Origin of the sequence: Flavobacterium sp. (genome assembly GCF_044368625.1) — a bacterium.
GTDB lineage: Bacteria > Bacteroidota > Bacteroidia > Flavobacteriales > Flavobacteriaceae > Flavobacterium.
The window spans coordinates 1-14,318 of record NZ_JBIPPD010000348.1 but is presented as its reverse complement, the minus strand read 5'-3'; the positions used below and the strand labels follow the sequence as shown (position 1 = coordinate 14,318).

Here is a 14,318-nt window from a genome sequence, read left to right as displayed (position 1 = left end):
TTCTGTTGTTGTACAAAAAACTTTCACTTGAAGAGTGATTTAAAACGTAATTCTTGAAATCTGCTGAAACCATAATAATCTGTTTTTGAATTTGCTGTCAATATGACTTCCTTAATTCTTTTACAAAGATAATAATTAATATTTGTATAAACCTAATTAAATTACAAAAAAAAATGTTAAAATTTGTAAATAGTAATAAAAACAAGTGCTAACAGTGGTTTTATTCAATAGCGGTTTCAGTCTTTAATCTAAAATTATTGTGTATTTATAAACTTTAGGTATAACCGAAAGATGTTTTTTTACTTTTCCGCTACTGAAATAAAGCCACAAAACGTTATAGTATAACCGAAATAACGTTTGAATTTCCTCAAGATATTCTTTAATTACTCATTTTTTTTATTTTTTTTACTGGTTATTTCCAAAATGGAAACTACCACGAATAATAAGTTTTTTGCGTTTTATTGCGTGTGGTGAATAGTTATGTACAATGCTATAATTCACAATTGCCAGAATCACAATCCGAGAAATCATCATCATTAAATAAATTTCCTTGTACTGAAAATTTTAATATAGTTGACATTGATGCATCTGATAAAAAAGTATTTCCAGTCTTTTTCTCAATTCTGTTTGCCCATTCAATTTTTCTAATGTCTTTAGTAGTCATATGAGAAATCATTAATGGTTGACGATTTATACACATTACACAATTGTTTCTGTATGCAAATCTTATAGGTTTGTCATTCCAATAATTGTAGATAATGTCTTTAGTTATGTTTTCTTCAATTAAAGGGAATTTAACTACTCGATAATCAATCATTCCTAATTTATTTCTTTTGTCATTTTTAGAACGTCCAATAATTGTTTCAACTTGCTCAAATCCATTTACCGCTTTTAAAGACATTCTTTCGGCTCTATCTGTTTCATTTGGCCTGTATCCTATTCTCATTTCAACTGGCAAAACTTCTAAATCTTTCAAGTAGTTAAATATTGGAAAAAATTTCATTTCACTTGTGCAATACCTAACCATTTTATTCGGCAAATAATTACCTCTATCTGAAATTATTTCTTCAAAACTTTTACCTGATATTATTTTTATTTCAGTTCCAAGAAACTGCTCTAAATCTAAAATAGTATAAATTATATCATCCATTTCGGCAGTTCCTATAAATTCTTTTCCAATTCTATCTGAAATTATTTGTCTGGTTTTTTCGTCTTTACCCTCCATCCACAAACATTCTTTATCTTCAATTCTAACCAATGAAAAAATATTTATATCTGCTGGGTAATGTTTTGCAATGTAAGCCGAAGTTTTGCCACCACTTATACTATTAACTGTTTTCATTATGCACTATTATTACGATTAAAATAATTAAAAGTATTATAACGAAGCATCCAAAACTTTTATTTTCGTTATCTTTTTGATTTTCGTCATCATCATACATTTCTTGTGGTGTTCCAAAATTCATAATTCATCAATTTGCTTTTGACAATCTTCTATACTTTCTCCACTACCGCAATACATTTCTCCATCATCTAAAAAGAAACTATATTTATCTTCTTTTGGTGCATATCCTGTTTTATCAGGATAAATAAAATAGCCATTATATTCCATTATTGTTGTTTTTAAGTGTTTTATTTTATTGTTAATCAGTTGTTTAATATTTGTTCCCCTTATTGATAATGGGAACATTTGAACCCTACAAATACCTCCATCGAAACCTACCCAACACTAGACTGTGTCTAAAAGTGTAGTATCTTTGGCGTTCATTATCGAAATAGCCTTCGTAATATTTTTGCGTTTTAATGTCAAATATAACAATATCTTTGCTAACGTTACACCCTTTTTCTGATTTTGGGATTTCGTTCGGTTCGTGCCAAATTCTTTTTTCTTTTTTGTCGAATAAAACATAAAGCAATGCAATAGCAATTACTAAATAAAAACCTATTGCTGTTTCTGAGGTTAGGAGGTTATTTTCCATTTTTATTAAATTTTTCGTTGTAGTAGTCTTGTGCATCTGAAACTCCGCAACTTTCTTCTATATTTTGACCTTCACAATGAAAATCAATTAAAAGTTCTTTTTCTTTTTCGAGGAGCGGTTCTAATACATCTAAACAAACAGAATAAGCTCTTTTTGAAAATCCAGTAATATTTTCATTATTGCTAATTTCTTTTATTTTATCAATAGCTTCTTGCATCGGTGTTTTATTTTCCATAGATGTTGTGTTTTAAATCAACCCAAATTCCTTAGCGAATTTAGGGGTTAGGGTTAGGTACTCCACCATCGATGGTAATTTTATTTTATTCATCTTTACTACTATTAAAAATTAATGATATTAGGTTATCGTAACCCATAAATAAAGGTAAATATAATAACACCCATACTTTCCAATTCTGCTCAAAAAAACCAACATTTGGGTTTATATTTTCTAATATTGTAGAGGTTATAAATCCTATTAAAGCTATTTTTAAAGCTATAGCGATTATTTTGATTATTTTATTCATTTTTCAAAGTTTTTAAGTCTATTCTTTTTAATGCATCAAGACGGATTTGTAAATATTCAAGTGCTTTTTCTCGGGGTACAAAACGAGGGTAACCACAAATAATTCCTTCGCTATTAGTTAGTATTTTTATCCAATCAGATTTATAAATGTCAACATCAAACTTTTCAATAGCACAACTACAAATACCACTAAACAAATCGTTTTTTAATAAAAATTCATCCCAATCTTCCATCGGCAAATTATTTATTCCAAATTGATAGTGTTCTATTAGTTTATAGATTAGTTGTTTGGTTGTTAGCTTATCCATTGTCTTTTACTTTTTTGATTAGTTGTATCATATCAGGTCTTAATGCATCCATATCTAAAGCAGGTATTTCGGTTGCATTTTCCAACATCGCCAACATTTCATTTCTCTGCTCCAACAACTCCGATAACTCGCAGTTGATTTGTTCTTGTTGCTTTGCGCCTTGTATAAAACTTCTTTTACAAGCTAACTTAAAACTTTCTTTTGTTGGTTTATAGTTATTTTCTAATTCATAGATTGCGTGTGATTTAGCAACTTCTTCAAGAGTTTCTTGTTTTAATTGGTTATTAATAACTTGTTTAATAGCTTCTGACATTGTACCTTGTTTAGGTTCTTCTTTTGGAATGATTAGTTCAAAAACTTTATTCATTCCGTCAATAAAAGCTTGGGTTTTTTCAACTGAGTTGTTTTGTAAATACTCATTTACTGCTTTTTCCTGTATTTCTTTGCTTAGTATCATGATTATTTGTTTTTGGTTAATAAATTAATGGTTAGTTCTTCGTTTGTTAGTGTGAAAAAAATATTCTGTAGCTGATGTAGGTACTTAAATTTTAATAGATTATTTCCAATGTTAAATGCACAATCAATACTATCCTCCACACTTAAATAATCAGAATTAAATACTATCCCGTTTTTAATTAATTGATAGAAAGGTTCATCGTTATTTCTCACGAATTCAAACCCACACTTCAGAAGTATCTCTTCGGTTAGTGGTATTGGTTCGCAATGGTCTAAAAAATATCCTTCGTGCAAATTATTAAAAGTTGCATAATAATCTTTTGAACTAACAACCGTATCTTTAAATCCTAAACCGTTTATTGATTTTATACCTCTTGGCGTTTTTACCAAATTCCCAATTCGTAAATCCTGTGCTTTCATAACTCACTAATTAATTTTCTTACTTGCGCTCCAAATTCTAAATCGTTCGGGTATTGCGTGCTTAATTGCTGGAGTTGGTGTTTTAGGTCGTATGGTTTGTTGTACCATTCGTTCCAATAATCAAAACCTTCTTCTGTGTCTGGTTTTTCCCAAGGGAAAGCACTGTGTAAATAGTCTGTTGTGCTAGTAGGATTAAATTTTTCTCTATAAGCAATCGCTTTTTCTTTTATTTCTGGTGGTAGTTGACTAATTTTCATAATGTTTAATTTTATTTTTCTTCATAAATTTCTTTACCTTCTCTAAAAATCTTAATTGCTCCATGAAAATTTGGACTGGGCAGTCTAAACTCTAATTCTTGTTCAAATATGTTATCCCAATAAAGTCCATTTTGCCAATCATCAAAAACCTTATCTCTAATACTTTTTAACCTAAAAAATATTTCCGAAGTATCTGAATACTTAGAATCATCGTGTATGGTTTTATATCTTATTCCGTACTTACCTTTATCATTTTTATTCTCTACTAATTCTATGTGCTCATTGTATAAGTCTTTTATTAAGTTAAGTAGTTCTTTTCTATCTTCTTTTGGAAAATAATCATCTTCATCTCTTAACATTAAAAATAACTCGTGAAACTTAGTGTCGTTTTGTTTTGCCATCACTCTCTATCTTTAAAACCTCCCCAACACACTTATCTAATGCATCGTTTTGAAGTTTGGTTATAAAATCGTTTGTTTGTTGTTCCAGTTCTTCTTTTGTAAAAGCGTCAATTACTTTCTGTTTTACAAATACCCGAATGAGTGTTTTTTTCTCACTCGGGTCAATTGCTTTTCTTCCTCTCATTAGTTAAATTTTAGTTGTTAGTTTAAAATTAAAACTACTATCTGCTACTTTGTTATTGTTTGTGTAGCAAGTTATATTCACATATTCAACTCCGTTTTTTTGTTTATCATTTTCTATTGTAGCTATTGTAAATAAAAAACCTTGTTTTTTAAATGTATCTCCTATTTTTAAATCTTTTGCAGTTCTCATAATTTCTATTTATTAAATTGTTTTGCTTTATTGCTGAGTACAAATATACTACTACATTCCGAATAAAAAAACTTTTTTAATACTTTTTTAAAGTTTCTTATCAATTTAAACAAATTCTAAATAACTACCTATTAATTTTATTTACAATTCCCTCAATGCTTTTACGGTCTTTTCTGTACGCTTTAATGATGTGGATTATGTTTCCCATCTCGTAAATAGGAACTGTTGCTATTTCGTTTATAAAATCGCTGTAAACGTCGTAAACATCGCAAGTACTATCTTCTTTATGGTCAAAAAACTTATCGTACCAATCGTGCTCAACTGTTTTAAGTTCTTCGATGAAATTTTTAGCTTTGTTTTTTAATGCTTGCTTAAAAATTTTTTCAGCAACCGAGTCTTGAAGTCGGTTTAAAAGTAATTCTGAATTAATTACTATGTGGGTTATTTTGTCTTGAGTTGTCATTTTAGAATAATGTTAATGTACTGTTTTTTTCTTCTACTATTGATTTATGATTAGCTTCGTTTATTTTAAAGTAACTTTCTTTTAATTCAATAGATATTGATTTTCTATTCATTTTAATTGCTGAAAAACCCTCTGAACCAATACCACCAAATGGACTTAGTACTGTTTCTCCTTCGTTAGAGTATAAATGCAAAATTCTTTCAATAGTGTCTAATTGCAAAGGACAAATATGTTTTTCATCATTTCCATCACGTCCTGAGCGGTATTGCAAAGTTCTTGAATAATCAATATCATACCACACTGGCGATGCGTATTTTTGCCATAAATCAACTGGCAAATAATCTAATTTTGAACTGTCTGTATCCTGATGTGTTATTGGCGTTTCGTTTTCGCCCTCGTTTCTAAAAAACAAAACATAATCAGGAATACCTACTCTAGTCATAACGCTATCTTTTTTAATTGTTTTATGAAGCAATCCTAATGCTTTTGTGCGTTGCATTTCAGTAACTGGGTTTTTCCAAATGGTAACTTTAGAATGATAAATAAAACCCTCGTTTTGAAACCAATCAATTAACATTCCGCTAAAATCACGCAATCCAATATATCCCTCTTTACCTTTTTGTATTGGTAAATCCATACAATGAACGGCACATATACGACCGCTTTTTAAAGTTCTTTTTAGTTGTGGTATTAAGTATTTAAAATGTTGCTCAAATTGCTTATAATCGCTTACATTACCCATATCTTCCTCTTTATCTGAATATACATATAATTCAGCAAATGGGGGACTAAATACAATTAAGTCTGCACAATTATCAGGCAACTTTGATGTTTCTTGAACACAATCCCCATTTATTAAATGATAGTCATTTGTTTTAATTTCTTTATTCATAATTTTTACTTTTGATTTTGCACTTTTATAATTTGTTTCTGCTGAATATTTAGCCATTTCTGAAATCATTTCTTTATGCCTTTGTTGTTTTTCTAAAATAGCACTTCTTACATTTGTTTGACTTTCAGGAATTAAAATGTGTACTACTACTTTATTCTTTTGACCGAAACGATAGCAACGTCTAACTGCTTGATAAAACGCCTCAAATTTAAAATCGTAAGACATAAACACCATTTGATTACATTGTTGATAATTCATACCAAATGATGCAATAGAAGTTTTTGTAATTAATGTTTTAAATTCTTTTTTGGCAAATCCATTTAAATGTTTTGCTTTGTATTCTGGACTATCTGAACCTTGAACATTGATAGAGTTTGGAATCAATTTTGCTAATGTATCGGTTTCTTGATTTTTTAACCCCCAAACAATCCATTGATTATCATTTGAGTTAACAAGTTCTAATGTTTTTTCAATTCTTAAATCAAAACTTCTATTTAAATCTTTATGCAAATCAGTAGCCGAAACTGCTACGTCTCCAAATAATGTTTCTGTTAAATTATCAACTGGTATAATATGCTCTATATATTCTATTTCAGGTAAAAAATAGCCATCGCCATTAAATCCTAAAGTTGCAGGATTATCAATAGCCATAGACCAAGTGGCGACATATTTCCAAAAGTTATCTTTAGCGTGTTTTCTTAATCGCCATTTTGAAGTTTCTCCCCCATCGTGAACAAAATACATAGCTAATATTTCTAAATAACTCATTCCGCCTAAAAACTCTGAATGTTGACCTAGCTCCATATGGTCATTTGGAGATGGTGTAGCGGTGCAACAAAGTTTATAAGGAGTTCTTTTAAATGTTTCAATAATCAAACTTGACATTTTACCGTCACGACCTTTTAAAATTGAACTTTCATCTAAAACAACACCGCTATAAATAGAAGTATCAATATTTTTCAACTGGTCATAATTCGTAATATCAAAAACATCAACATCAATACCAAATTTTATTGCCTCGTCTTTCGTTTGTTCAACAATAGCTAAAGGTGCAAGTATTAATACTTTCTTTTTTGTCTTTTTACTTACTTGTCTTGACCATTCTAATTGACAAAATGTCTTACCTAAGCCACAATCAAAAAAGAATGCAAATCTCCCTTTTTTTAAAGCTACTTTAACCCCAAACTTTTGAAAGTCTTTTAACATTGGATTTAATTCAGAATCTTTAAGTTCAAAACCACTTTCGATAAAAGTTTTACGTTTTGTTTCTAAAAAATTTTCATATTCCATAATAATATAAATTAAAAATGCCTTACTTCTACTCATACGACTGGAACTCGTATTTTTGAAATAAGGCTATTAAATGTTTTTTTTCGAGGTAGTTCCAGTACCTTTAATCGATATGCAAATATATAATTAAATTTTATAAACTTTATAATAATATTTACTTTTTTTTAAATTTTAACCATTTGTTATTTGATGCCATACATAAAATAATCAATCTCCGCCCGAAGCTGGGTAATTTTAGGGTTGGTTATGTCTTTTACAATCAACTCGTTTAAGTCTTTTATTTTCTGCTCTATTGGATACGTTATTGTGCGTTTGGTTGGTTTATGTTTTGCCATATTAGTTGCTGAAATTGCTCAAAGGAGCGGATTATGTGATATTCGAAACCTTGCTTTGTTATGATTTCTTCCCAGTCTTTTTGCTCAGGCTTTTGCGTTCCTGTTTCGGTTTTAAATTCTATCATTATAGCTTTGCCATTTTTGTAGTAAACCATATCGGAACGCCCTTTAATTAATCCAAGTGCTTTGTTTTGGTTGCCTTGTATTTTGTTTGCCGAGTTATTTAAGTTATAACACAATAAACCCCTTTCGTTTGGGTAAGTGTTATGGAACCATAAAAAGCAAGTGCTTTGTAGTTTAATTTCTGATTGCATTTTTTTCTCTTTGTTCTAGTTGATAATTTACCCAGTTCTGATGGTAGCCTTTGTAGGCTGCGTAGTCAATTAAATCTTTCTCTGTCTTTAAGTGAAAATAAATCCAGTTTTTCTTATATCCTTTCGCTTTTGCAATTTGCTCCAAACGTTTAAAATCAGCAGTTTTAACTTCGTCTTTAATTTGTTGGTATGATAGTTTTGATAACTCAACAATTAACTCATCTTCTTCTTCACGCTCTGACTTTTGAAAAATATAATTGCATTCAGGACATTCCATAGTTCGTGCCGGTATAATTGCAAAACATTCAGGACAATCTTTTACTGGTGCAACTCCTTCTATTTTCTTTTTCTTTTTTAGCAACCATTGCCGTTCTTGCTCCCAAAATCCGTGTCGTTGTACATTGTTTCCAAAATCTAAAATAGTAAAGTCTTTTTTACTTTCTGTTACTCTTGAACCACGTCCGCACATTTGTAGAAATAAAGAAATTGATTTAGTCGCTCGATACAAAATAACTACTTCTATATTTGGCTCATCAAATCCAGCATTTAAAATTCCAACGTTTGAAATAAGTGCGTTTGGTGTTTCTTTAAACCATTCTAAAATACGCTTTCTTTCGGGTGCTGGTGTGGTTCCGTCAATATGTTCAATCGGTAATCCTTTGTTTTTAAAATCCTGAACTAATTGTATTGAACTCGCAATATTTGAAGCAAAGATAATACCTTTTTTGTTTGGTGTTATTTTGGTGTAATTCTCATAAACACCGTGATACATTTTAACTTCGTCATAAACTTTTGCAACTTGGTCTTGGTCATATTCACCGCCTTTGGTTTTTACTTTGCTTAAATCTACTTTTACGCCAAATGTATGAGGTTTTGAAAGAAATCCTAAATCAATAAGTTCGCTTATTGTTGTTACTTCAACTATATCTTTATAAAACAAATCCAAACTAACTTGATTTCCTTCTCGGTGTGGCGTTGCGGTTGCTCCTATAACGATTGTTTTTTCTGCGATGTGCTGCATTATAAAATTATGGTCTTGGTGATGCGCTTCGTCAATTATCAATAAATCTAATTCTGAAATAAATCGCTTATACATTTCATCATTAATTCTCCTTTTAATTGTTTGGCTCATACCTACGTACAAAATACCATTCAAGTTTTTTATTTTTTTATTAGGCTTTATCTCTAATGGTTTTATTCCAAATTTCTCCAAAGTACCACCTGACTGCAACAATAATTCCAGCCTATTTGATAAAATTAAAACTTTTTTTTGTTTATTGACTGCATTCATAGCCATATATGAAAACATTACAGTTTTGCCTTAACCAGCGCCCGTTGGAGCACATAAAATAAGTTTTTTAAAACCTGACTTTATATTATTCCTAAGGGCGCTAATTGATTTTAATTGATATTCTCTTAAATTAATCATAATTTATTTCTCATGTGTTTTATATTATAAATAGAAGTTTTATCTCTTTCTTTAAAAACTCCATTTTCAAATGCATGCCTCATATTTTCTGTATTTGTTGCCCACTCTAAATTATCAACATGATTATTTTCTTTATTGCAATCAATATGATTTACTGTTTTTTTATTTTCAGGATTTTCAATAAAAGTTTCAGCAACAATTCTGTGTATTGACTTAGTGATTTTTTTTGAATTTACACTTAAATAAACCCTTAAATATCCTTTTTTATTTATAGATGGCTTTAAAATAGTTTCTGAAAAAAACGCAATTCTACCGTCTTTATAGTGTGTAGCACATTTTTTTCTACGAACTCTACCAAAATTACTAACTTCATAATGGTTTTCAAATCCTTTTGCTTCTTTCCAAATTTCCATATAAATATTTTTAAAAATTAAACTTATGCAAATATAATAAAAAAAGTAACATAAAACGGTAAAACGGTAAAATCGTTTGGTATTTTCTTAATTCAATCATAATCAGTTATTTATATTTTTTTGCGGTGGTAGGGGGTAGGGGTGGTAGGGTACTTTACAGAGTTTGGATAAACAATAATAAAAAATAGTAAATACAAATATTATATAGTCTTATATGTATAAATTTATTTTTACCTATGAACCTATACCACCATTGCTAATAAAGTCAACAACCACGTGGCTTTGTCGGAGGTACCCCCCCCTTACCTCAAGGGGTACCACCTGAGCTATAAAATCATTTCTAAATTATACACTAATTTTTTAATTCCGTTTATTTTTTTGCTTTGCTTTTCAAATCCTAACTTCTTCAAAGTCAATCCTAACTTATATGAATTTAACCTTATTGTGTGGTGTTTTTCTTCAATATAAGCCTTAATTTCAGTATTAGTTAAAAAAGAACAATTACCACTTAAACCAGTCGCTGGAATAAAGTATTTTAAAATCATTTCCTCTTCAGGGCTTGGTTGCTCATTTAAAGAAGTGCAATTATTCAAAATTTCAATATCGTCTTTTGTCAACATAAAACCTTCTTTGTCATTTACCCATTCGTGGTAAATTTCAATAAACAAATCAATTTTATTAATTTCTTCTATTTTTTCGTGGTCAATGTCGATAACATTAACTGGAATAATTCTTCTATTTCCTGTTGGGTCGTTAATAATTTCTTCATCGTTTGAGGTACCACAAAGAACAGCCAATCTTCGCAAATCTTCACTTGTACGTCCAAAAGGTCTTCTAAGGTTAAACCATTGCTTTGATGAAAGCTCTTTTAATCTTTTAGCATCTTGTTTGCTTTTACCTCCGAACTCGTCATCTAAAATGATTAACTTTTTGGTCATTAAAATTTCACTATCTTTTCCCTCGTCCAATTTACTTTCGGCGTAAAAACTCATAAGGTCATCAGGTAAAAGATTACGAAAAAATTTAGTTTTACCAGCACGTTGTCCTCCAGTTAATACTAAAATCAAAATTGAGTAAGTTCCGTGCATACTGCTAATAATTCCTAAAAGCCATTTCTTTAAAAATATTTCGATATACTCGGTTACCTCTTGTTTGGTACCATTAGCGTAAGTATATTGCTTATACTTAATTGCGTTGCATAACTTTTCAAAATTACCACTTGGTTGTAAATGTTTGTACTTATTTATAAATTCAGCAAATGGCGAGTAACTCGGTGTGTTTTCAGAATCAATTAAAGAGAATAAACGGTCTTTTGTAATACGTTCATCAACTTGCTCAATTGCTTTTATAAACAACGAATTATAATCACGGTCGGTCATTGGCTCGCCATTCAGTTCGTAGTTTCTAGTAATTTCATTAAACTTTAAATCAAAGGTTTTTAAAAATGCTTTTAGGTCTGCGAGTACATCGTTAGACTTTGTTTTTAAATCTTGCTCGGGAAGTGAAAAAACTTGATTGACAATATTAGTAACATCTTCTCCTGAAATGTTTTCAATTTCTAAGGTTTTAATAGTGTCTTTTTTTGCTTCTTCATTCGACTTTGCGCCTCCTGAAGTTCCAACTGACTTTCTTCTTAGTTTAGCAACCCTTTCAATATGCTCAGTTCGTTTGGTCTTTATATCAATTCCAGCCGTTTTGCAAATCCATAAAAAAGTACCAATAGTAGCTATTTTATCAGCACTTCTTTTTTCAATTACTTTGTATAAATCGTCAACCGCCTTACTGTCGTATTTTGGTGAGTTTTGAGAAACTAAGTGAAATAAATCTAAACCTTTTTGACCAGTATAGTAATTTTGCAATGCGCCACCGATTTTATACCAATCGTGGTAATCACTTGTTAGGTCTATACCTCTGTCGCTTATTTGTTGGAAAACGTGTTCTAAATCGTTATCTGAAAAAACGTAAGTTTGTTTAGGTTCAATTTGCGTTTTCTTTAAATAAGTTTTCCAAGTTTTTGACTTTCGGTTTATGTATGTTTCAGGGTCGTAGGAAACAAAACGATAACGGTCAACGTTTTTACAACTCTTGTCAATGATTATTTTGTAATTATCAAAATAGTATTTTTCAAGTGCTAAAAATGATTCATAATGTTTTTCTCCAACTATCTTAACATAAACAACGGTGCCACCACCACCTGAAACCGAGTCGTGTAAAGCATAGGTATAGTTATCTTTTTGAAGTTCATTTCTAAGTTCTGAAAAATCACTTCGAACTTGGTCTTTAGTGTCAATATCAATTGCAATAAAACCCGAGTGCTGAGTTAATGATTTAGAATTACGATAAGAGAAAACACCGCTTGGTGTAACGCCTCTTAATTTTAATTTTTCAATCTTACCAGTTCGATAAGCTAAAACCTCATCTTGAAACTCCCCATCTTTGATTTTATCTAAATACTCATCAAAATCAATGTTTGTGAATGGAATTACTGCTGGCGCAAGTTTACCCTCTTTATTAGGTTTTCCTTCGGGATATAGTGAAATTTTACTCATAGTTTTTCAATTGCGTAGATTTCTGAAACTTTCCAATTGCTTTTTTTTAATCTTGTTGCAAGCGTAGGTCTTGTTATTCCTATCGATTTACAAATCATTTCCTGTGTTTCAAAGTTTAGTTTTCGCTTAACCCTGTTTGTTGCTTCGAATTTAGTCATTGTGTAAAAAAATTTACAAGTTAATATATAAAAAAATCCCTTTCGGGTTATTGGCAAATATACAAAAAAAACCCGAACTACAAAATAATTCGGGGTGGGAATTATGTTAAAATGGTAAATCCCCAGCATCAGGAATATCGTTTGATGTTAAAGGCTCTTCAACAGCAACGCTTTCTTTTAAGTTCCCAAAATAAAACCTATCCTCTTTTGTCGCTCCTTTAAAGTTTGATTGAAAAGAGGCATCGTTTCCGTAATTGTCTTTTTCATCATTTACCCAAACTCTAACGTTTAAATAAATTTTTCCGTTTTCGTTTTTGGTAAATGCTTTGTTACCAGCTTTCGCTTGTTCTAATAGTTTTGAGAAGTCTATGCTTCCGTAAAAAGATGTTTTAACTGCCATTTTTTTAATATTTATTTGTTAATTTTAATAAATGCTTTTAATTTGTTATTTTGTACGACAAAATCAACTCCAATTACTTCTATTTCCAAGTCTTTAAATTCGGATAATTGTCTGTTAACTTTATTTTCAAATTCTATTGTGCTTTCTATTGCTCCAGCACCATAACTTAGTTGTTCAACTATTTCAATTTGCATATTTTTAATATTTAAAGATTAATAAATTGTGTTTCTTGTTCTTTTGTTACTTCATACTTTGCTTTGACTTGCTCAATTGTAAAACCGCCATCTTTAGCTTTTTTAAGTATTTCAGTAGTCGCTTTTGGTTTTGATTGTACTGCTTTTTGTCCGTCATCGTCATCTGCTCCAACGCAAACAAATGACTGCAAAGCGTATCTTCTTGCGTAGCTTATTCCGCTACCTTGCGCTTGTGCATCGTTTTGTTTGTTGTAGATTATTTCAGTTAAACTTTCAAGCATTTCCCCACTTTCGTGAAGTAAAATTGTTTTAACAAAGTTCTTATTTTCAAAGTGTACTATCGGTTGAAGTACACTAATACCGTGTGAGTTTAATACTGGTATTACAGCCTCTCTAATTGCGTTTAAGTCCGCATATTTAGATTTAAAGAATGGATTTGTAGCACCTTTTTTTGGGTTACTCATTTCCCCTTGTGCGTTTAGCAACGCTGTTGCGATTTGTTTCATAAGATAAGATATTTAATTATTAAAGATTTGTAAATATAAGAAATAAAAACTACTTATTCCTTTTTTTAAACAAATATTCTTGCTCTTCATTCCAAGCATCAATGCGATGTTTTCTAACTTTTTTATAGTTCTCATCTTCCAAATCCTCTTTATTTGGAATTTGTTTAACTTGCAATCCTAAATGGTTAAGATAAATTTTCTCATCATTACCTAGTTGGTTGTAAAATTGCTCAGTCATTTTTAAAAAGTACTCTTTTGAACCTTCCATCATCTATTTAATTTAATATAATTTTCAAAACTTTCTTTCGTAATCTTTTTAATTCCTGTTCCGTTAGCTCTAAGCAATTCGCCTTTGTTTATAGCGGTGTAAATTTGTGAGCGTGTTAATCCAGTCGCATCGGTTACTTGTTTAAATGTTAAATCCTCTTTGCTTTCTGGAGCGTAGGGTACAACGTGCAGCACTTCGTCTTTTTCTAAGTGAACTACTCGGATTTTCTTTATTGGTTCGTCTAGTATTTCTTTCATCCTTTACATATTATTAATTTTACTTTCTATTATCCACCACACTTGAGTGGCAAACATAACGTTAACGTGTTTTCTTTGATAATTTACAATGTCCAGCACTTCGGCTTCAGTGAATAAATATTTTTTTAGATTG

Annotated in this window: 23 protein-coding genes; all 23 read right to left on the bottom strand. The window is 30.3% G+C overall.

Annotation, left to right across the window (positions count from 1 at the left end; genetic code table 11):
* Positions 1–490 precede the first annotated feature (490 nt).
* The 23 genes from ACIQ2X_RS16285 to ACIQ2X_RS16175 all read right to left on the bottom strand — a co-directional run bounded on the left by ACIQ2X_RS16285 (position 491) and on the right by ACIQ2X_RS16175 (position 14,185).
* Entirely contained in the window at positions 491–1,342 is an 852-nt protein-coding gene (locus ACIQ2X_RS16285; RefSeq protein WP_396180045.1) for a hypothetical protein, read from the bottom strand.
* A 120-nt stretch (positions 1,343–1,462) separates the two neighbouring features.
* On the bottom strand, positions 1,463–1,612 hold the full coding sequence (locus ACIQ2X_RS16280; RefSeq protein WP_396180044.1) for a hypothetical protein: 150 nt from the start codon (positions 1,610–1,612) through the stop codon (positions 1,463–1,465).
* An 85-nt stretch (positions 1,613–1,697) separates the two neighbouring features.
* Positions 1,698–1,979 (bottom strand): hypothetical protein, encoded by a 282-nt coding sequence (locus tag ACIQ2X_RS16275; protein ID WP_396180043.1) that lies wholly within the window; start codon positions 1,977–1,979, stop codon positions 1,698–1,700.
* Positions 1,969–2,214 carry a hypothetical protein gene (locus tag ACIQ2X_RS16270; RefSeq protein ID WP_396180042.1) on the bottom strand — a complete coding sequence of 82 codons (246 nt, stop codon included), beginning with the start codon at positions 2,212–2,214 and terminating at the stop codon, positions 1,969–1,971. Before ACIQ2X_RS16270 ends, ACIQ2X_RS16275 begins: the two co-directional genes overlap by 11 nt.
* An 85-nt stretch (positions 2,215–2,299) precedes the next feature.
* Positions 2,300–2,503 carry a hypothetical protein gene (locus tag ACIQ2X_RS16265; protein WP_396180041.1) on the bottom strand — a complete coding sequence of 68 codons (204 nt, stop codon included), beginning with the start codon at positions 2,501–2,503 and terminating at the stop codon, positions 2,300–2,302.
* The gene (locus tag ACIQ2X_RS16260; RefSeq protein WP_396180040.1) at positions 2,496–2,810 is read right to left on the bottom strand and encodes a hypothetical protein; all 315 of its coding nucleotides are present in this window, start codon (positions 2,808–2,810) and stop codon (positions 2,496–2,498) included. Before ACIQ2X_RS16260 ends, ACIQ2X_RS16265 begins: the two co-directional genes overlap by 8 nt.
* Positions 2,803–3,267 carry a hypothetical protein gene (locus tag ACIQ2X_RS16255; RefSeq protein WP_396180039.1) on the bottom strand — a complete coding sequence of 155 codons (465 nt, stop codon included), beginning with the start codon at positions 3,265–3,267 and terminating at the stop codon, positions 2,803–2,805. The genes ACIQ2X_RS16260 and ACIQ2X_RS16255 overlap by 8 nt, the downstream gene beginning before the upstream one ends.
* Before the next feature lie 2 nt (positions 3,268–3,269).
* Positions 3,270–3,686, bottom strand: a complete 417-nt coding sequence (locus ACIQ2X_RS16250; RefSeq protein WP_396180038.1) for a hypothetical protein — start codon at positions 3,684–3,686, stop codon at positions 3,270–3,272.
* Positions 3,683–3,943, bottom strand: coding sequence for a hypothetical protein (locus ACIQ2X_RS16245; RefSeq protein WP_396180036.1), 261 nt, complete (start codon positions 3,941–3,943; stop codon positions 3,683–3,685). Before ACIQ2X_RS16245 ends, ACIQ2X_RS16250 begins: the two co-directional genes overlap by 4 nt.
* A gap of 11 nt (positions 3,944–3,954) precedes the next feature.
* On the bottom strand, positions 3,955–4,344 hold the full coding sequence (locus ACIQ2X_RS16240; RefSeq protein WP_396180035.1) for a hypothetical protein: 390 nt from the start codon (positions 4,342–4,344) through the stop codon (positions 3,955–3,957).
* On the bottom strand, positions 4,322–4,528 hold the full coding sequence (locus tag ACIQ2X_RS16235; protein WP_396180034.1) for a hypothetical protein: 207 nt from the start codon (positions 4,526–4,528) through the stop codon (positions 4,322–4,324). The genes ACIQ2X_RS16240 and ACIQ2X_RS16235 overlap by 23 nt, the downstream gene beginning before the upstream one ends.
* 3 nt (positions 4,529–4,531) lie before the next feature.
* Positions 4,532–4,717: a hypothetical protein gene (locus tag ACIQ2X_RS16230; RefSeq protein ID WP_396180033.1), complete on the bottom strand. Its 186-nt coding sequence runs from the start codon at positions 4,715–4,717 to the stop codon at positions 4,532–4,534.
* Between the two features lie 124 nt (positions 4,718–4,841).
* Positions 4,842–5,180 carry a hypothetical protein gene (locus tag ACIQ2X_RS16225; RefSeq protein WP_396180032.1) on the bottom strand — a complete coding sequence of 113 codons (339 nt, stop codon included), beginning with the start codon at positions 5,178–5,180 and terminating at the stop codon, positions 4,842–4,844.
* A 1-nt stretch (position 5,181) separates the two neighbouring features.
* A complete protein-coding gene (locus ACIQ2X_RS16220; protein WP_396180031.1) occupies positions 5,182–7,398 on the bottom strand; it encodes a DNA methyltransferase in 2,217 nt (738 codons plus the stop codon).
* Between the two features lie 265 nt (positions 7,399–7,663).
* Positions 7,664–8,011 (bottom strand): VRR-NUC domain-containing protein, encoded by a 348-nt coding sequence (locus ACIQ2X_RS16215; RefSeq protein WP_396180030.1) that lies wholly within the window; start codon positions 8,009–8,011, stop codon positions 7,664–7,666.
* Positions 7,995–9,320, bottom strand: coding sequence for a DEAD/DEAH box helicase (locus tag ACIQ2X_RS16210; RefSeq protein WP_396180029.1), 1,326 nt, complete (start codon positions 9,318–9,320; stop codon positions 7,995–7,997). Before ACIQ2X_RS16210 ends, ACIQ2X_RS16215 begins: the two co-directional genes overlap by 17 nt.
* Positions 9,321–9,436: 116 nt before the next feature.
* Positions 9,437–9,853: an NUMOD4 domain-containing protein gene (locus tag ACIQ2X_RS16205; protein ID WP_396180028.1), complete on the bottom strand. Its 417-nt coding sequence runs from the start codon at positions 9,851–9,853 to the stop codon at positions 9,437–9,439.
* Between the two features lie 326 nt (positions 9,854–10,179).
* The gene (locus ACIQ2X_RS16200; RefSeq protein WP_396180027.1) at positions 10,180–12,402 is read right to left on the bottom strand and encodes a VapE domain-containing protein; all 2,223 of its coding nucleotides are present in this window, start codon (positions 12,400–12,402) and stop codon (positions 10,180–10,182) included.
* A gap of 264 nt (positions 12,403–12,666) precedes the next feature.
* Positions 12,667–12,960, bottom strand: a complete 294-nt coding sequence (locus tag ACIQ2X_RS16195) for a hypothetical protein (protein ID WP_396180026.1) — start codon at positions 12,958–12,960, stop codon at positions 12,667–12,669.
* 11 nt (positions 12,961–12,971) lie between these two features.
* Complete coding sequence (locus ACIQ2X_RS16190; RefSeq protein WP_396180025.1) at positions 12,972–13,154, bottom strand: hypothetical protein; 183 nt, start codon at positions 13,152–13,154, stop codon at positions 12,972–12,974.
* Positions 13,155–13,165: 11 nt separating this feature from the next.
* Positions 13,166–13,660, bottom strand: a complete 495-nt coding sequence (locus tag ACIQ2X_RS16185) for an ERF family protein (RefSeq protein ID WP_396180024.1) — start codon at positions 13,658–13,660, stop codon at positions 13,166–13,168.
* Between the two features lie 49 nt (positions 13,661–13,709).
* Positions 13,710–13,931 carry a hypothetical protein gene (locus ACIQ2X_RS16180; RefSeq protein WP_396180022.1) on the bottom strand — a complete coding sequence of 74 codons (222 nt, stop codon included), beginning with the start codon at positions 13,929–13,931 and terminating at the stop codon, positions 13,710–13,712.
* Positions 13,928–14,185, bottom strand: a complete 258-nt coding sequence (locus ACIQ2X_RS16175; protein ID WP_396180021.1) for a hypothetical protein — start codon at positions 14,183–14,185, stop codon at positions 13,928–13,930. Before ACIQ2X_RS16175 ends, ACIQ2X_RS16180 begins: the two co-directional genes overlap by 4 nt.
* Between the last annotated feature and the right edge of the window lie 133 nt (positions 14,186–14,318).